This is a genomic window from Planococcus halotolerans (assembly GCF_003289955.1).
In the GTDB taxonomy this organism is placed as follows: domain Bacteria; phylum Bacillota; class Bacilli; order Bacillales_A; family Planococcaceae; genus Planococcus; species Planococcus halotolerans.
Genome location: NZ_QLZR01000006.1, coordinates 1 through 17,321, shown reverse-complemented (window position 1 = coordinate 17,321; position 17,321 = coordinate 1). Strand labels below are relative to the sequence as shown.

Annotated in this window: 18 protein-coding genes; 16 read left to right on the top strand and 2 right to left on the bottom strand. The window is 46.6% G+C overall.

Annotated features, from left to right (window positions below):
• Positions 1 to 110: 110 nt before the first annotated feature.
• Positions 111 to 1,037 carry a catalase gene (locus DP120_RS13495; protein ID WP_112224201.1) on the top strand — a complete coding sequence of 309 codons (927 nt, stop codon included), beginning with the start codon at positions 111 to 113 and terminating at the stop codon, positions 1,035 to 1,037.
• 712 nt (positions 1,038 to 1,749) lie between these two features.
• Here DP120_RS13495 and DP120_RS13485 read toward each other — a convergent pair.
• Entirely contained in the window at positions 1,750 to 3,129 is a 1,380-nt protein-coding gene (locus DP120_RS13485; RefSeq protein WP_112224199.1) for a Glu/Leu/Phe/Val family dehydrogenase, read from the bottom strand.
• Positions 3,130 to 3,207: 78 nt separating this feature from the next.
• Complete coding sequence (locus DP120_RS13480; protein ID WP_112224198.1) at positions 3,208 to 3,765, bottom strand: SLOG family protein; 558 nt, start codon at positions 3,763 to 3,765, stop codon at positions 3,208 to 3,210.
• Between the two features lie 146 nt (positions 3,766 to 3,911).
• On the opposite strand from DP120_RS13480, the gene DP120_RS13475 reads away from it, so the two are divergent.
• From DP120_RS13475 to DP120_RS13405, 15 genes are all read left to right on the top strand, one after another.
• A complete protein-coding gene (locus tag DP120_RS13475) occupies positions 3,912 to 4,862 on the top strand; it encodes a threonine ammonia-lyase (protein WP_112224197.1) in 951 nt (316 codons plus the stop codon).
• Between the two features lie 75 nt (positions 4,863 to 4,937).
• Positions 4,938 to 5,102, top strand: coding sequence for a YfhE family protein (locus tag DP120_RS13470; RefSeq protein ID WP_112224196.1), 165 nt, complete (start codon positions 4,938 to 4,940; stop codon positions 5,100 to 5,102).
• 166 nt (positions 5,103 to 5,268) lie between these two features.
• Complete coding sequence (locus tag DP120_RS13465; protein WP_112224195.1) at positions 5,269 to 6,042, top strand: SDR family oxidoreductase; 774 nt, start codon at positions 5,269 to 5,271, stop codon at positions 6,040 to 6,042.
• Positions 6,043 to 6,060: 18 nt separating this feature from the next.
• Positions 6,061 to 6,633: a TetR/AcrR family transcriptional regulator gene (locus DP120_RS13460; RefSeq protein ID WP_112224194.1), complete on the top strand. Its 573-nt coding sequence runs from the start codon at positions 6,061 to 6,063 to the stop codon at positions 6,631 to 6,633.
• Between the two features lie 9 nt (positions 6,634 to 6,642).
• Positions 6,643 to 7,065, top strand: a complete 423-nt coding sequence (locus DP120_RS13455) for an acyl-CoA thioesterase (RefSeq protein ID WP_112224193.1) — start codon at positions 6,643 to 6,645, stop codon at positions 7,063 to 7,065.
• Positions 7,055 to 8,827, top strand: coding sequence for an acyl-CoA dehydrogenase family protein (locus DP120_RS13450; RefSeq protein WP_112224192.1), 1,773 nt, complete (start codon positions 7,055 to 7,057; stop codon positions 8,825 to 8,827). The genes DP120_RS13455 and DP120_RS13450 overlap by 11 nt, the downstream gene beginning before the upstream one ends.
• Positions 8,828 to 8,840: 13 nt before the next feature.
• Positions 8,841 to 9,815, top strand: coding sequence for a quinone oxidoreductase family protein (locus DP120_RS13445; protein WP_112224191.1), 975 nt, complete (start codon positions 8,841 to 8,843; stop codon positions 9,813 to 9,815).
• 73 nt (positions 9,816 to 9,888) lie between these two features.
• Positions 9,889 to 10,809, top strand: a complete 921-nt coding sequence (locus DP120_RS13440; RefSeq protein ID WP_112224190.1) for a ketopantoate reductase family protein — start codon at positions 9,889 to 9,891, stop codon at positions 10,807 to 10,809.
• A 109-nt stretch (positions 10,810 to 10,918) separates the two neighbouring features.
• Positions 10,919 to 12,664, top strand: coding sequence for a carbon starvation CstA family protein (locus DP120_RS13435; RefSeq protein WP_112224189.1), 1,746 nt, complete (start codon positions 10,919 to 10,921; stop codon positions 12,662 to 12,664).
• Between the two features lie 91 nt (positions 12,665 to 12,755).
• Positions 12,756 to 13,019 (top strand): cory-CC-star protein, encoded by a 264-nt coding sequence (locus DP120_RS13430; RefSeq protein ID WP_071152079.1) that lies wholly within the window; start codon positions 12,756 to 12,758, stop codon positions 13,017 to 13,019.
• A 23-nt stretch (positions 13,020 to 13,042) separates the two neighbouring features.
• Positions 13,043 to 13,984 carry an ArsA family ATPase gene (locus tag DP120_RS13425; RefSeq protein ID WP_112224188.1) on the top strand — a complete coding sequence of 314 codons (942 nt, stop codon included), beginning with the start codon at positions 13,043 to 13,045 and terminating at the stop codon, positions 13,982 to 13,984.
• Entirely contained in the window at positions 13,981 to 14,961 is a 981-nt protein-coding gene (locus DP120_RS13420) for a zinc-binding dehydrogenase (RefSeq protein WP_112224187.1), read from the top strand. The genes DP120_RS13425 and DP120_RS13420 overlap by 4 nt, the downstream gene beginning before the upstream one ends.
• 73 nt (positions 14,962 to 15,034) lie before the next feature.
• Positions 15,035 to 15,343: a DUF4870 domain-containing protein gene (locus DP120_RS13415; RefSeq protein WP_112224186.1), complete on the top strand. Its 309-nt coding sequence runs from the start codon at positions 15,035 to 15,037 to the stop codon at positions 15,341 to 15,343.
• Between the two features lie 557 nt (positions 15,344 to 15,900).
• A complete protein-coding gene (locus DP120_RS13410; protein ID WP_165843806.1) occupies positions 15,901 to 16,305 on the top strand; it encodes a hypothetical protein in 405 nt (134 codons plus the stop codon).
• Between the two features lie 24 nt (positions 16,306 to 16,329).
• Positions 16,330 to 16,929, top strand: a complete 600-nt coding sequence (locus DP120_RS13405) for a S26 family signal peptidase (protein WP_205854552.1) — start codon at positions 16,330 to 16,332, stop codon at positions 16,927 to 16,929.
• Positions 16,930 to 17,321 lie beyond the last annotated feature (392 nt).

Below are 17,321 nucleotides of genomic sequence, written 5' to 3'. Positions count from 1 at the left end.
TGCCTCCTTTTTCATTTATAGTGATGTATTCCCGTTATCTTTAAAAGTATTCAATAGCGGGTATGGAAAGGCAAGTTTGTAATTTAAATACAGCAGGACGAGGTGATTGGATGGCGAAGGAAAAGCTTGCGGAAACCGCAGTCAATAAAATCGAGAAAGTGTTTGGGGAACATAAAACCTATAGACGCGCGCATTCAAGAGGGACGGGATATAAAGCCGTATTCACAGCAAACGGCGAAGGGAAGAATTGGACCGTCGCGCGCCATCTCCGGGAAGGGACGACCAAAGCTGTGGTGCGATTTTCGCACAGTTCTCCAGATCCATTTTGGACGGATAATTTATCACCGGTAAAAGGAATGGCTGTGCAATTCCAGTTGCCGGATGGCCAAGTAATGAACAGCGTCGGCGTTACGTCTCCGATATTCTTTTCGCGCACTCCGGAAGTGTTTACGGAAATGCTGGATATCGCGAAATCGTTTAAAAAGGGCAAACCCCGGCTGCGGGATCTCATCAAATTGTTCATCAAATATCCCGAAAGCCGAGCAGCAATCCGCATCATCCGGAAAATGCAGAGTCCGGCTAGTTTCGCGACCGGTCTCTACCATTCCATTCACGCATTTTACCTGGTTAACGGCACTGGCCAGCGCATACCCGTCAAATTCCAGTGGCATCCGGAAGCGGGCGTGGAGTCGTTGAATCCAGTGGAGGCTGCGTCCGTGAAAAAAGGGGATTTTGAGAAAGAGCTGGAAGAACGCGTAATTCGAGGTGAAACGGCTTTCCGTCTGATAGCGGTGATTGGAGATACAGATGATCCTGTAGATGACCCAACGAAAGACTGGGCTGAGGATAGAAAGAAAGTCGAACTCGGGCGCATAGTGCTAACAGAAAAGACTGACGAAGCGGAAGGGTTGCTGTATGATCCAACTATCCTGGCAGAAGGCGTCGAATGCACGGATGATCCCATCCTGCATTTCCGTAACCCGGCATACGCTATTTCGTATATGCGGAGAGAAGGGGAAAAGCAAAAAGAAAGTTGATTGGTGGGTTCACTCCAGCTGATTGCTCTAAAACAGTGAGAGGGTGGAAGCAAATCCGGGCGAACGTTGATATAATTCACTGAGCGTTGATATAATCTCCTGAACGTAGATATAATTCACTGAACGTCGATATAATCTCCTGAGCGTTGATATAATTTCCTGAACGTCGATAAACGATATTATGCTGCTTTCCAAGATTAGAAAAAGCAGTAAAAGAAGCTGGTCAAGAGAAAATTAGAGAGTTAATTTGATCAAAAAGCCAAAGATAAGAGACAAATGGATGCTTTTCGCGGGCGAAAAGCGAAAAAATCGAAAGAAACACCTAAAAAAAGCTGAAGCCCTTGTGGACTTCAGCTTTTTTAATGCTAATGGGCGCTTTCGCTTTTCTTATTGTCTAGACTCCGCTTGCCCAGCTCTTCGGGTCATAAGCCACTTCGTGTCTAGTCTCCAGTGCCTAGCTCTTCGGGATATAAGGCAAACCAGCTATGCGGCAAAGAGCGCCACTGCGCTGATTCGCCTTATACCTGTCAGAGCTGAACAGGCACTTCCGCTTTTCGAGGCTATGCGGCTGAAAACAAGCCGCTTCGCCAAATCGTCCAAACCCTTATTGCTCCTGCATCGCTGCGCTAGCTTCGTCGCAAAGAGATGAGCCAAATTACATTTGGCTCATCTCTTGCCTTTCAGAGCTTAACGGGCACCGTCGCTTTTCTGTTCAATATAACTTCCCTTGCTTATAAAGAACTTTAGATAATCGAGACACCGCATGGATGTAACAATTTTGGCGGAGCGGGAATGGATCTCCGTAGAACTGCGGCAGGATCATATCGAAAGTTTTCTTCATTTGGGCGACAAGTTTTTGGTAGATTTCGTCTTCTGAATCGTACTGGGTTTCGCGGCCTTGGAGCCACTCGAAATACGACACGATAACCCCGCCGGCATTCGCCAGGATATCCGGGATGATGACGACACCTTTATCGCTAAGGTAATTATCAGCTTCTTCTGTTGTCGGCGCGTTTGCACCTTCAACAATAATCCGAGCTTTAATGTCTTCCATATTGCCTTCGTGCAGCTGGTTCTCCAGCGCCGCTAGGAATAACACTTCCACATCCAGTGTAAGAAGCTCATCGCGTCCGCGGATTTCTGCTTTTGCGCCGGCTTCCGCTAGTTGCTCCTCTGTTGTCGGAAGATCTCCTTTATTTTTCGCTGAGAATGCGATCAACGCCGGGATATTTAGTCCTTCTTCATTATATAAAGTTACGTTGCGGTCACTGACAGCCACGACGGTGTTGTCGACCAATGGACATTTATAGGCCTCATGCGCCGTTACGGAACCAACGTTACCGAAGCCTTGCACGGCCACTTTCAGTGGACGGTGCGCCATATCCAATGTGGTTCTGGCGAAGACATTGTCCGTTGATGACAATAATTCTTCTTTTTCCTTCAGGAAATCATGGATCATATAACGGAATGAAAAATAAACGCCTTTCCCGGTCGCTTCACGTCTTCCTTTTGAGCCGCCGTTTACCACCGATTTACCGGTGAAACTGCCCAGATAAGGGGTACCGTGATGGATTTTCTTGTATTCCGCCATCATCCAGTCCATTTCCCGTTCTCCGGAACCAACATCCGGTGCCGGAATATCTTTATCCGGTCCGATGACATCCGCAAAATAACGGACGTATTTTCGGGAAATCGTATTTAACTCCTTCTCGGAATAAGTACGCGGGTTGATGACGATCCCGCCTTTGCCTCCGCCGAACGGCACATTATGCAAGGCATTCTTTAATGTCATCAGGAAAGCCAGGTTCATGACTTCGTCTTCGTTGACACTTTCGTGGAAACGGATCCCGCCTTTATAAGGCCCGAGTGCATCGTTATGCTGTACCCGGAATGATGGGATGCGCACAACTTTTCCATTATCCAATGGAACACGCAAATAGGATTTATGGACTTTGTTCGGTGTTGAGAGGATGGCACTGAGTGAAGTGAAAGCTTGTTGCCGCATGTTTTCAGTCAGTTCCGGCAAAAAACTTTCATCTTGCATCAGCGCATCGAGTGAAGATTGGATTATTGCATTTGTCGGTTCTTCCATTTTGCTGCACCTCCGAAATTAGTATCTCCTTTCTCCATACCCTGTCGGTATTGAAATATGCACAGGAGATTTCCGGATTTATTCCCAGCTGTCGTATTGCTCTTCTTCCGTAACCACCCGCAAATCGTCGGCTGTGATGAGCATGACCTGATAATCATTCCTTTCGGCGTATTGCTCTGCTTCTTTTTTAATGAATTTCGGCGAGCCGTCCGTCTCTTCGTCGTACATAATCAGGATGCCATCAGAATTTCGCAGGAAAAATTTATTCTTTTCGATAAATTGCCACGGAGCTTCGTAGGGGCGGTTCGTCAGGCTTCGATGGAAATCCGCCTGGCGAACGATTTCTTTATATTTTTCCTGGTTTGCTTCATTCCATTTGTTTTCCTGTTCTAAAAAGGGTGTGAGAAGCGCGAATTTCAAGTGAGGAAATTCCTCCTTCATCTCAATGGCGACTTCTGCAGCCCATGTCTCCACTCCCAGCTGACCACTGACCAGAATCCACTCCAAGCCTTCATCAATTAATGCGCGAAAGCGGTTTTCCAGCGCTTTCTTTATAAAACGGACGCCCGGATTTTTATCGTCGAAAATCCCCAGCTCGTGCTGTTTATACCCGGTGACCACCAATCGTTTCAACAAAATCCTCACCTCGCAATTGTTAAATTTTCATAGTCTCAGTTTACCGTACTCCCACTTCCTTTAATACTCAGAGCAAATTGGATTGGTTGTTGACAGAATAATCAGTCGGATTGTGGTAAAATTTCCTTCATAAAGGAGTGGAGCGGATGGTCAATTTACGTGATATCGAAAATGCTCGAGAAGAAATTAAAGATATTATCCATAAGACGCCGCTGCTGGAGTCGGAATTGCTGAACGCACAAGCCGGCAGGAAAATTTTCCTGAAAGCAGAGCATATGCAAAAAACAGGCTCGTTTAAAATCAGGGGAGCTGCGAACGCGGTAAAACAGGCGGTGCAGGAAGGAGCAAAGTTTATCACGGCGGCATCATCCGGAAATCACGGACAGGCTGTCGCTTTTATCGCCGGGAAGCTTGGGATTCCGGCTGTAATAGTGGTTCCAGAAGACGCAAACCGCGCAAAAGTGGCGGCAATCGAGGCGTATGGCGGAAAAGTGGAATATTGTGGTTTCACATCCGCCGACCGTATACCACGCGCAAAGGAATTGGCGGAAGAAAACGGCGGCGTCTATATCCCGCCTTATGACCATCCGAATATCATTGCAGGACAAGGCACAGTCGGCCTCGAAATCCTCGAGCAATTGCCGGATGTCGATGTCATCGTAGTGCCGGTGGGCGGCGGTGGATTGATCAGCGGGATTTTGACGGCCGTAAAAGAAAGCAAGCCGGACGTCAGAATCATCGGAGTCGAGCCGGAAAGCGGCAACGATACTTTTCTTTCACTCGAAACTGGAAAGATCACAGCAGTGTCCGGCACCCAGTCCATCGCGGACGGTCTGCGCACCTCACAACCCGGCGGACTGACTTTTCCTATTCTGCAAAAATATATAGATGGCATCGTACTTGTAACAGAAGAAGAAATAAAATACGCTATGCAATTTTTCATCGAACGCACCAAACAACTTATTGAACCTTCAGCAGCTACGGCCATCGCCGCCGTCCTCACAGGCAAAGCGGGGAAGCAAGACGAAAAAATCGCTGTCGTCCTCTCAGGCGGAAATATCGACCTGCTGGAACTTCGGACCTGCCTGCCCGATTAGACGTTTAATTGCGTACACGCGGGGAAAAGAATGGTATAACCAAAAATTCATCTACGAACAAAGGAGAGGATTAAGATGGCAGACAACAAGCAGCCTCACGAAAGATTGACAGATGACAATAACGGATTAAAGAAAGCTCAGGAAGTACATTACAACGAAGATTTTAAAGAAGCGGATAAAGCTGGAGAAGAACAGCGCCAGGAAAGTGACGAGAAGAAGAAAAATAGTGATGATAAATAATTTTAGTGCCCCGGTGATTAAACAATCACCGGGGCTTTGTATGTTCAAACAATCTTCTAATCTTTATTGCAATAGTGGTGCCGCAAAGGTAGAATAATGTTTAAGTATTCTGAACATACCAACTGGTAGGTATGTTAGAAAACAAAATGACTGGAGGGGACTTTGCATGCATGTTATGGATTTATTTAAGTTAGAAGGAAAAACCGCAATCGTTACCGGCGGAGGACGTGGTCTTGGTGCCCAAATCGCGCAGGGATTCGCGGAAGCAGGGGCAAACGTTGTAGTTTGTTCAAGAAAACTGGAAGCATGCGAGGAAACGGCTGAGCTGTTAAAAGGGCTTGGCGTCAAAGCGCTCGCATTGAAATGTGATGTTACAAATGAACAGGAAGTTGAAGACGTCATCCGGAAAACCGTAGAAGAATTCGGATCGGTCGATATTCTGGTGAATAATTCAGGAGCGACATGGGGCGCGCTGGCGGAAGAAATGCCGCTCGAAGCCTGGCAGAAAGTGATGAACGTTAACGTTACAGGGACATTCCTGATGAGCCGGGCAGCAGGACAAGTGATGATCAAACAAAAGAGCGGGAAAATCATCAATATTTCTTCTGTCGCAGGACTTGGCGGCATCGATCCGGAGTTGATGAATACCATCGGCTATAACACGAGCAAAGGTGCGGTTATCACGTTTACAAAGGATCTGGCAGCAAAATGGGGCCAGCACAATATAAATGTCAACGCGATTGCACCGGGATTTTTCCCGACGAAAATGTCGGAGGTCCTGATCGAACGGGGCAAGGAGCAATTTTTGAAGCAGACGCCGTTGAACCGCTTCGGCACCGATGAAGATTTAAAAGGAGCCGCCTTGTTCCTGGCTTCTAAAGCATCCGATTATATTACGGGGGATGTCGTCATCGTTGATGGAGGCATGCACGCCCTTTAAAGAATGTGAGGTAAGGCAATGAAAGACAGGATCAAAGAACAGAGTATCATCTTTTTCGAGAAAAAAGGCTTCAGCGAAACGTCGATTCAGGATATCGTCGAAGCACTGAACGTCACAAAAGGTACGTTTTACTATTATTACAGCAGCAAAGAACAGTTGTTGATGGATATTCATAAAGAGTATATCGATGATCTGCTGCAGCGTCAGCAGAAAATCATCGACAGCGGCGAAAGCCAAAAGTCCAAGCTGAAAGGAATCATTCACTTGCTGATTTCCGATATCGCGAGAAACGGGGACAGCGGCAAAGTATTTTTCCGCGAAATGCGCCATCTCACGTATGACAACGCAACGGAAATCAAAAAAAGACGTGAACAATTTCGCCTTTCTATAGAAGAAGTTATTCGGCAGGGGGCAGAAAACGGTGAATTCCGAAAGCAATTGCAGCCGGATATGACGGCGCTGGCAATATTGGGTATGACCAACTGGACTTATCAGTGGTTCAATACAGCCGGCGAACTGACGGCGGCTGAACTTGCAGAACAATACAGCAGCATCGTTTTGGATGGCATCAATACACGGAACGAAGGATGAGGTGGAGAAATGGCTTACGAAACGAACGTAAAAGTGCGTTTTTGCGAAACCGATGCACTTGGGCATATCAGCAACATCAGTTATTTTATCTATCTGGAGGAAGCGCGTACCGACTTTTTTGTTGAAATAGGCTTTGGGGCAGACTTGGAGGATTGGAAAGTCATTATGGCTTCCGCTAAATGCGATTTTGTGCGGCAGGGATATTACAATCAAAAATTGAAAGTGGTTTCTGAAGTCCAGAAAATCGGCCGGTCGAGTTTTACGATTGTCCACCGGATTGAAGACGCGGAAAATGGCGAGTTGATTGCAACAGGGGAGGCAAGCGCCGTGTATTATGACTTCAAAGCGCAGAAATCCGAAAAGATTCCGGATCATCTTCGCAGCGTGCTTGAAAAACATCTAGTGAAGGAGGCGGTAGTGAATGACCAATGAAACATTGAATTATCCAGGCGCTAGTTTCCTTTACCAGCCTTCAGGTGTGGAAGCGGTATTTACACCCGAAGACGTGAGTGACGAGCATCTGCTGATCGGCAAAACGGCCAAAAGGTTTTTGGAAAAGGAAATCCGCCCGAATAACGAAAAGATTGAGCAACAGGATTTCAAACTGGTGAGGGAACTCATGCAAAAAGCGGGAGAACTCGGTTTACTGGCGCATAGTGTACCGGAAAAATACGGCGGACTGGGCCTCGACAAAATCAGTAAAGGCATTGTCGGCGAGAACCTTGGATCAGCTGGGGGCTACGGCGTCGCCCATTCGAACCATACCTGCATCGCTACGCTGCCAATCACATATTTCGGCACACCGGCGCAGAAAGAATATTATTTGCCGAAACTGGCATCTGGTGAATTTATCGGGGCTTATTGCCTGACAGAACCGGAAGCGGGATCTGATGCGCTTTCTGCCCGGACGACAGCGGTCCTAAACGAGGCAGGTACACATTATTTACTGAATGGCAGTAAAATGTTCATCACCAACGCGGCATTTTCGGATACGTTCATCGTTTATGCAAAAGTCGACGGCACTGCATTTACCGCTTTTATCGTAGAAAAGGATTTCCCGGGGCTTTCCCTTGGCGCAGAAGAAGCGAAGATGGGCATCAAAGGTTCTTCTACGCGCACAGTGAGCTTCGATAATTGTGAAGTACCGGTGGAAAACCTGCTGGGTACAGTCGGCAAAGGGCATATCATCGCTTTGAACGTCCTGAATCTCGGCCGCTTCAATTTGGGGTCTGCCTGTATGGGCGCCGCAAAATATGGACTGCATCTGGCAGCTGCTTATACGAAAGAACGGAAGCAATTCGGCAAGGCGATATCAGAGTTTCCGGCAACACAGGAGAAATTGGCGTTGATGGCAGTCCGCATCTTCGAATCGGAATCGCTGCAGTACCGCACCGCCGGTTATCTGGAAGACGCACTTGGCGGGCTTTATGACAGTGAAGACCATGCCCTGATCGCGAAACGCCTGATGGAATATGCCACTGAATGCGCGGTCTGTAAAGTGCATGGTTCTGAAACGCTCGACTTTGTAGCGGATGAAGCGCTGCAGCTGCACGGAGGCTACGGCTATATCAAAGAATACAAAGTGGAGCAAATGTACCGAGATTCACGGATCAACCGCATTTTTGAAGGCACCAACGAAGTGAATCGCTTATTGATACCAGGTGGATTACTGAAACAGGCAGGCAAAGGAACTCTGCCGTTAGGGGAGTATATCGCGCAGGCAGTCGCCGAAATGAACAACCCGAAAGTCGGATCAATCGGCATTATTTCCCGGGAAATAGAGGCAGTTCATGCCATCCGCCGCGTTTTCCTGTTGGCTGCAGGCATGGCTTTTGAGACTTTTGGAGAAAAATTGGTGGAACAGCAGGAAACATTGATGAAACTTGCCGACATCGGCATCCAGCTGTACGCGGCAGAATCCGCCGTGCTGCGAACCCAAAAGGCGCTTGCCAAAAATGGGGATGAAAAAGAAACGTTGAAAATCGAACTGACTAAAGCATTGCTCGACGAAGCGCTGCTGAAGGTGGAAATGTCTGCGCGAAAAATGATGCAGGGAATTTCAAGCGGCCGCGCATTAAAAGACAGCATGGCCCTTGTCAGCAATGAACTCAGTCGCCTTCATGCGGAACAAAGCAATGCGACCAAACGGCACATAGCGGCAGCTGTTCTGGAAGCCGAACAGTATATTAGTTGAGGGGGATAAAAAGATGAAAGTGATCAAATTTGAACAATACGGCGGACCAGAGGTTCTCCAATATATAGAAGAAGAACGTCCGGAGCCCGGTGACAACGAAGTGCTGGTTGAAGTAAAAGCCATTGGCGTCAATTATGCGGATACAGCACGCCGTGAAGGGCAATATGTGGTGCCGACTCCGTTGCCATACATTCCCGGCTCAGAAGCAGCAGGTGTAATTACGGCAACCGGCAGCAAGGTCAAAAGGTTCGAAGTAGGTATGCGTGTGTCGGCGTTGATCGAATCCGGCGCATACGCTGATTATGTGGTAATCGATGCGAATACACTCATCCCGATTCCGGACGAAGTGGATTTTGAACAGGCGGTGGCATTGCCGCTGCAGGGGCTGAGTGCCTATCATGTCTTGACAACGATGGGCCGGCTTGAAAAAGGCGAAACAGTGTTGATTCACGCGGCAGCAGGCGGCGTCGGGGCGATTGCCGTTCAACTCGCGAAATTATTCGGTGCAGGAAAAATCATCGCCACCGCCAGTTCAGCGGAAAAGCTGGAACACGCAAAAGCGTTAGGCGCGACACATCTCGTCGATTACACAAAAGAGAATTGGGTCGAAGAAGTGAAAAGCATCACTGATAACAAAGGGGTCGATCTGGCACTTGAAATGGTCGGCGGTGAAGTTTTCAATAAAACTTTGAAATGCCTGGCGCCATTCGGCCGCCTCGTCATTTTTGGCGCTGCCAGCGGAGAACAGGCGCAATTTCATCCAGGCCAATTGATGAGAAAAAACCAATCGGTCATCGGCTTTTTCCTGCCGCAGATCATGCGTAAACCGGAACTATTCCAAAAGAGTTTACAAGAGTTGCTTAGTTATATGTCAAGTGGCCAGCTGAAGCTCACCATCGGCGGAAGCTATCCGCTCGCTGATGCGGCTGACGTTCATCGCCTGCTGCAGAGCCGTAAGACAATTGGAAAACTGGTCCTCAAGCCATAAAACACACAATAAAACTCTCATCTCTTACTATAGGTGAGAGTTTGTGTGCATAATTTTAAAGGAGGTAATAATAATGAAAATACTCATTGTCGGTGCCGGTGCGATTGGCGGCTATTTCGGTGGCCGCCTTCTTGAAAAAGGGGAAGACGTTACATTTTTGGTGCGTGACAGACGAAAGGAAGAGCTCGAAACAACCGGGTTGAAGATAGAAAGCGCGAATGGCGACTGCATCCTCAACCCAAAATTGATTACCAAAAACAGCGAACCTGAAGCCTATGACGTGGTGCTGCTGTCAACGAAGTCCTACCAGCTGGCAGGAGCTATTGAAGATGTGCGCTCGTTTGTCGGAGATGAGACGATGGTGCTGCCGCTGCTGAACGGCATATCCCACATCGATCAATTGGTCGAAGCTTTCGGTGAACAGTCGGTCATTGGCGGTCTGTGCTTTGTGGAAGCGACTCTTGGTGAAAATGGGACGATTGTCCAGACCAGTCCGTTGAATCAACTGGTTTACGGAGAACGGAGCGGTGAGCAAAGCGACAGGATCGAACGCTTGAAACAATCTTTCGAAAGCACAAAAGCTGAATTTATCCTGAGCGATAACATCAACCAGGAGATGTGGCATAAATACTTGTTCATCACGACGATGTCGGGCATCACGACTTTATTTGAAGAACCGATTGGTCCCATCCGCGAACTCGAATCCGGCCAACGGACCATTACGGCGCTGCTGAACGAACTGGAAGAAGTGATGAAGAAATTCGGAGCTCCTATCGAGCATGGGATTTCCAATAAGCTGTTGGAGAAAATCAACAGCCTGGGCGAAGGGATGAAGTCTTCGATGCAGCGTGATGCGGAGAAATCCCAGCCGATTGAAGCAGATCATTTGCAGGGATATCTGTTGGAAAGAGCGAAAGACCTGGAAGTTGCAGTCCCGGTTCTTGAAACGGTTTACACAAAACTGAAGCTTTATGAAAAAGGTGTTAATAATTAACTGAAATTTAAATAGACGGAACATTTACAAAATTGTTTCATTGACCTATGATTAAAGGGCAAGCGTGAAAGCGTTTGTCCAATATATAAAGAAGAGGGAGTTGAGAGATTTGAATGCTATTGCACTCGCGGCCATTGGACTTTTTATCTTTGCTTTAGGTTACCGCTTTTATTCTAAATTTGTAGCAGAGAAGATTTTCCGTCTGGATCCAAATTACGTGACGCCGGCCCACAAATACAAAGATGGCGTCGACTTTGTCCCAACTAATAAATTTGTCTTATGGGGACATCATTTTACATCCGTAGCCGGGGCTGCCCCGATTCTCGGACCTGCGATTGCCGTATACTGGGGCTGGCTGCCCGCTGTGTTATGGGTTGTCCTTGGAACGGTATTTGCTGCAGGGGTACATGACTTCGGTACACTTGTCCTTTCCGTAAGAAATAAAGGACAGTCTGTCGGAACGCTGGCTCATCGCTTAATCGGACAGCGCGGCAAAGTATTATTTCTTTTCATCATTTTAATTCTTGTGCTGATGGTTAACGCCGTCTTTGCCTGGGTTATCGCAAACTTGTTCATTTCTTTCCCGGCAAGTGTCATTCCGGTATTCATCCAAATTCCGCTTGCCATCTGGATCGGTTATGCGGTTTATAAGAGAAACACAAAAATGCTTGTGCCTTCTTTAATCGCACTCGCAATTATGTATGGTACCGCCATTTTCTCAAGTCAATACGAATTCCTTCAAATTGACCTTGTCCGTTACATGGGCGGAGAAGAAGGAGCGGGGTTATTCGGTCTTGGCGCGATTTCCACAGCGTTCTTTATCTGGATTATCGTTCTCATGATTTATGTTTACATTGCATCGACGTTGCCGGTATGGAAATTGCTCCAGCCGCGCGATTTCATCAACTCCCATCAATTGATCGTTGGTCTGGGAATTCTGTATCTTGGCTTATTGTTCACGAATCCTGAAATTACAGCACCAATGACGAATCCGGGTGCGGATATTTCCTGGTTCCCGTTGCTGTTCATCACAATTGCCTGTGGTGCGATTTCCGGTTTCCACGGACTCGTTTCTTCCGGTACTTCTTCGAAACAGCTGGATAAAGAAACAGATGCCCGCTTCGTCGGTTACCTGGGAGCAGTCGGAGAAGGGATACTGGCATTGATTTCAATCATTGCAGTTATCACATTATTCCCTGACCGTGATGCATTCTTGGCCACTTACAGCAGTTTCGCTGCTTCAAGCGGATCGGGTCTCGGTTCATTTATCCTAGGAGCGACACAACTGGCTACAGGCCTGATGATCCCAGCAGCCGTCGCTTCAACGATCGTATCTGTCATCGTTGTATCCTTTGCGGCAACAACTCTTGATACATCTGTCCGCTTGATGCGTTATATCATTTCGGAACTTGGGGTTGAGTACAAAATCCCGTCTTTGGAGAAAAAACATGTGGCAACAACAATCGCAGTTGTAGCGAGTGCGGCACTTGTGCTGATTCCGGAAGGACCGAACGGTTTCGGATCCGGCGGATATCTGCTGTGGCCGTTATTCGGTACCTCGAATCAGCTATTGGCTGGTATCAGTTTGCTGCTCATCTCCATTTGGCTGAGACAGCTTGGCCGAAGCTACGTAATCACCATTGTTCCAATGATTTTCCTGATGTTTATGACCCTTTGGGCAATGTTCCAGCAGGTGTTCCTGCAATGGGCATGGTACGCTGCAGCGCCTAATATGCTGCTGTTCGTGTTCGGAGCCATTATCTTTGTCTTCGCCTTATGGATCATCATCACAGCTATACAGGTTCTCGCAAGCAAAGATAATTCAAAATTGCTGGGGAACGAAAAAATAGAATAATCATGGAGAAGGGATCATACTATATGTGATCCCTTCCATTTTTATTGTCCAGTTACATACACATTTCTTACTGAAAAAGAGGTGATGAGAAATGCCGATTACCGATAACTTAAAAAGGCTGATCAAATGGTACGAAGCAGTTTTGGAACATCCGCATAAAACGGAAATTGCTCGGGAACTGCGGGCGGAAGACGATTTATTTCTGCTGATGCTTTACTCGGAAATGCTGGGGATTCCGAATCCCGCCTATTATTACACGCTTGAACTGTATCCTTATATGATAGAAGAATTTCATGACTGGCATTTGCGCATGGGCATGGAAAAATCACCGCTTTCCGGAATCCGCTGCTGCTAATTTCAATGAAAAGAGGTAAAGGAATGGACGTTTTATCGAAAAGCATTATTTTTGTCGGGGGCAAAGGCGGCGTCGGGAAATCGACTTCAGCCGCCGCTATTGCCTCGAAATCCGCTGACAGCGGCTTTAAAACTTTGCTGATTTCGACAGACCCCGCCCATAATGTCGGGGATATATTCAACCAGAAAATCGGGGGCAATACGAAAGAAATCGCCAAAAATCTCTATGCACTTGAAATTGATCCGGAAATCGAAACGGAGAAATACATCAAAGGTGTGAAAGAAAATATCAAAGGGACCGTTCACACGAGCATGATGGAAGAAGTGAACCGTCAGCTTGATACGGCGAAAGCTTCTCCCGGCGCCGACGAAGCAGCACTGTTTGATAAATTGATCCATATCATTTTGGAAGAACGCCAGAATTTCGATAAACTGGTTTTTGATACAGCACCGACCGGCCACACGATCCGTCTTCTGACATTGCCGGAATTGATGGGAGTCTGGATTGAAGGGCTGCTCGATAAGCGACGCAAGACGAACGAAAACTATTCTGCGCTGTTGAATGACGGGGAACCGCGTGAAGACCCGATTTACGATGTGCTGCGCGAGCGCCAGGAACGTTTTTCAAAAGCGCGCGATATTTTATTGAATGAAGAAGAAACCGGTTTTATTTTCGTATTGAATCCGGAACGCCTGCCGATTTTGGAGACGAAAAAAGCGCTGGAATTGCTGCATCAATACCATTTGCACGTGAAAACGCTGATCATCAATAAAGTCCTGCCGGAAGAAGCGGATGGCGACTTTTTGATGGAACGCAAAAAGCATGAAAAGAAATACATGGAACTGATCCGGGAAACCTTCCCGAAACAACAGCTGATTTTTATCCCGTTATTTTCACAGGACATCATCAGCATGGAACAGTTGAAAATGTTCAGCGAAAATTTTGAGCAAGGAGGAATAGCGTGAAAGCATTTGTGATTGAACAAGGAGAACTGAAAATAACAGATATGCCGGAACCGGAAGCGAAAAAAGGTGAGGTGCTCGTCGCTTTAAAAACCGCGGGGATCAACCGCCGCGATTTGAACCTGGTGAACCGCCACGGCAATAAACCAGAGCCGCTGATTATCGGATCGGATGGGGCAGGTGTTGTGGAAGCGGTGGGAGAAGGTGTGTCGAACGTTGAAGTCGGCGATGAAGTCATCATCAATCCAGCGCTACGCTGGTTTACGAATAGTGATACTCCGCCGCCGGAATTCGATATTCTTGGAATGCCCGACCACGGAACATTTGCGGAAAAAATCGCATTATCTGCAGAACAGGTTGAGAAAAAACCTCATCATCTTACGTGGGAAGAAGCGGGTGGTCTTGCGCTGCCGGCTTTGACCGGTTACCGTGCTTTGTTTACAAAAGGAGAAGTCAAAAAGGGTGACACGCTATTCATACCGGGAGCGGGGAGCGGTGTTGCCACGTTTCTGATCCAGTTTGCGAAAAATATCGGAGCTCGCGTGATTGTCACCTCAAGAAGCGAAGACAAGCTGGCCCATGCCAAAGAAATTGGTGCGGACCTGGCCATCGCGACCGACAGTGACTGGGTTAAGGAATTAGAAAATGAAACCGTCGATCTGGCTATCGACAGCGTCGGTGCTGCGACTTTCAACCGCACACTCGATGTCCTGAAAAAAGGCGGCCGAATTGTCATTTTTGGTGCGACAACAGATGACGTCGTCGATTTCAATCTGCGAAAATTCTTCTATGGCCAGTATCAATTATTTGGTTCGACCATGGGAAGCCGCGACGAATTGCGCGAAATGATCAATCACCTTGATCAATACAAGATGCATCCGATTGTCGGTAAAGTCTTCGAACTCGATGAAGCACAGCAAGCATTCGATTATTTAAAAGAAGCCAAGCAATTCGGCAAAGTTATTTTGCGGATCAGCTGATAATAATGAAACCTCACGGCCAGTCATCCGTATTAAGGAGTATAAGAAACAACATTACTGGAGGTAATGAATAATGGAAACCAAAGGATTGAAAGTCCTTGTCCACGCCAGTGCGTTTTTTGCTCCGTTCCTTGTGCCGTTTATCGTATTTCTGATTTCTGAAGACAAAGATGTAAAACGCCTATCCATCCAGGCTTTACTGTTCCAAGTGGTCATGGGTGCACTGCTTTTCATCTCGAGTCTGCTCGTTTTCGTATTGATCGGCATCCCGTTGCTTATCGTAGTGGGACTGGTTGGAATAATCATTCCGGTCCTCGGCATCATCACTGCCTTGAACGATCAGCACTTCAGCTATCCAATCGTTGGCAGCTGGTACTACTAAGAAAAGCGGAAGCACCCGGTTAGCTCCGAAAGGCATAAGACAGATCAGCGAAGTGGCGTTCCTTGCCACGCAGACACGAAAAGCGGAAACGGCCGTTCAGCTCCGACAGACTTAAGATGAACTTCCGAAGCGGCGCATGTCGCCGTGCAGGAAGGGCAGCTTAAGTCCGAGGAGTTGGCCGCTGGAGACTAGACACGAGCTGACTTATGACCCGAGGAGTTGGGTGCTGGAGTCTAGACAAAGAAAAAGTCCTTCGGGGCTTTTTTTTCTTTGTCGAAAATCGTTCGTAAAGGTGTATAGTATGCGGCGAACGTTCGTAAAGTGTTTTGGCACATTTACGAACACACTTTTTGTGGGTTTAGAGGGGATTTTGGGGCGTTCGTAAAGGTGTACTTTTGCGAACGCTATCACAATAGGGATGTAAGCTGAGAAAAAGGATTTTAAGAAAGTTCAGCGAAATAAGTAGTGATGGATATATCTGGTTATCAAAGCATGGATAAAAGATAAAAAAGCGGCTTGAGTCAATTTTTGTCTTAAATAAAGTATTAGGAAATGGAGTGAATGAAATGAAAAGGTTAATTATCTTATTTCTATTGATAGTTCTACTTTTTGGCTGTAGTCAAACTCAAGAAGAGACTGGAACAGAAGCGACTGCAAATGATTCAAAAGAAATTGCTGCCTCTATACCGTCTCAAGATTTGGAGTCAAATCACACGCATTTAGATGCAGAAATTCTGGAAACCCGAGAGGAAGATGGTCAGTTTATCATTAAGTTTAGTGCATGGCTTCATGACGGTATGGTTGAAGCAGAAGTTAGTACTTCTGAAATTCTTTATAACGCATTAATAGAATTTCAGGAAAGTCATAGTGGTGAAGATTTAAAATTTGATATTACTGTTGACGGTGACGATAGTTATATGCTGGGAATTGCGCCGGCTACCAAAAGGCACTTTAAACCATAAGGAAAGTATACTTTCTGATTCCCAATGGAGGTGTTTTCAGTGTTGAAATTTTATATCGTACTCATCATACTGATTTCCGTACTCGTCGGTTGTGCACCGGAAAGTATTAAGGATGAAGATTCTTACCAGATTCCGCCATTATTAACGGATGAACTAGGGGAAGACATGAAAGAGGTAGAAGTCTTCACCGATGTGATGCAGAGGGATGGCCAGTTTCCGGAAAAAGTTGTGGTTGACACAAATTACTACAGTAGCAATGAAGTTTCACGCGGAGATCTGGTTCAGGTCAATATTCCAGCAGATCAAGCAGCAGAATATAGCCAAGGAAATCCTGGAAGCCATGTAGTACGAGTGGTCGCATTACCTGGTGAAACAGTAAAAGCAGAAGAAGGTCAACTATACGTTGATGAGGCAGAACTGGAGACCTTCTACGGAAGTGCGTATCGTTGGGCCGGTGGTTCGTCTGCAGAACAGACGACGGACTTTTCAATGCCAGAGTTTACAGTACCGGAATCCAGCTTTCTCCTGTCGGGAGATAACTGGTGGCGAAGCCCTGTTAACATCGCAATTTCCCCAATTCCCAGGGAATTTATTGTAGGAAAAGTAATCGGTTATATTAAATAAACCACCTCTTGATTAACTAGAATATCGAAGTTGATTAGTAATCAGTTAACATATCATGAGGTTATCGGTAGCTGGCATAAATCTTGCACATAATATTAAGAACCCAGAAATCCTAGTATAAAAGGTTGCTGGATTCTTAAAAGTTATGCGTAAAATAAAGCTCGAAATTGATGCAAGTTATCTCTTAAAGTAACACGCTTTTACACAGATGGAAAAAGCAGAACAGCTTGGTAGAATTGGACTTCTAATCAGATAGCAAAGAAAAGAGCCGAAGCGATATTATCGCCCCGGCTTTTCTTATGCGTCTGTACCCCTGTCGCCTACAATAATCATAGGATCTTGTTTTGTTTTTACCTCTTCCTTACTTAAAAGCAAGGCCGAGATCAGTGCAG

Coding starts and splice junctions, on each gene's coding strand:
- DP120_RS13495 (WP_112224201.1), top strand. CDS start 111: ATGGCGAAGGAAAAGCTTGCGGAAACCGCAGTCAATAAAATCGAGAAA.
- DP120_RS13485 (WP_112224199.1), bottom strand. CDS start 3,129: ATGGAAGAACCGACAAATGCAATAATCCAATCTTCACTCGATGCGCTG.
- DP120_RS13475 (WP_112224197.1), top strand. CDS start 3,912: ATGGTCAATTTACGTGATATCGAAAATGCTCGAGAAGAAATTAAAGAT.
- DP120_RS13470 (WP_112224196.1), top strand. CDS start 4,938: ATGGCAGACAACAAGCAGCCTCACGAAAGATTGACAGATGACAATAAC.
- DP120_RS13465 (WP_112224195.1), top strand. CDS start 5,269: ATGCATGTTATGGATTTATTTAAGTTAGAAGGAAAAACCGCAATCGTT.
- DP120_RS13460 (WP_112224194.1), top strand. CDS start 6,061: ATGAAAGACAGGATCAAAGAACAGAGTATCATCTTTTTCGAGAAAAAA.
- DP120_RS13455 (WP_112224193.1), top strand. CDS start 6,643: ATGGCTTACGAAACGAACGTAAAAGTGCGTTTTTGCGAAACCGATGCA.
- DP120_RS13450 (WP_112224192.1), top strand. CDS start 7,055: ATGACCAATGAAACATTGAATTATCCAGGCGCTAGTTTCCTTTACCAG.
- DP120_RS13445 (WP_112224191.1), top strand. CDS start 8,841: ATGAAAGTGATCAAATTTGAACAATACGGCGGACCAGAGGTTCTCCAA.
- DP120_RS13440 (WP_112224190.1), top strand. CDS start 9,889: ATGAAAATACTCATTGTCGGTGCCGGTGCGATTGGCGGCTATTTCGGT.
- DP120_RS13430 (WP_071152079.1), top strand. CDS start 12,756: ATGCCGATTACCGATAACTTAAAAAGGCTGATCAAATGGTACGAAGCA.
- DP120_RS13425 (WP_112224188.1), top strand. CDS start 13,043: ATGGACGTTTTATCGAAAAGCATTATTTTTGTCGGGGGCAAAGGCGGC.
- DP120_RS13415 (WP_112224186.1), top strand. CDS start 15,035: ATGGAAACCAAAGGATTGAAAGTCCTTGTCCACGCCAGTGCGTTTTTT.
- DP120_RS13405 (WP_205854552.1), top strand. CDS start 16,330: ATGGAGGTGTTTTCAGTGTTGAAATTTTATATCGTACTCATCATACTG.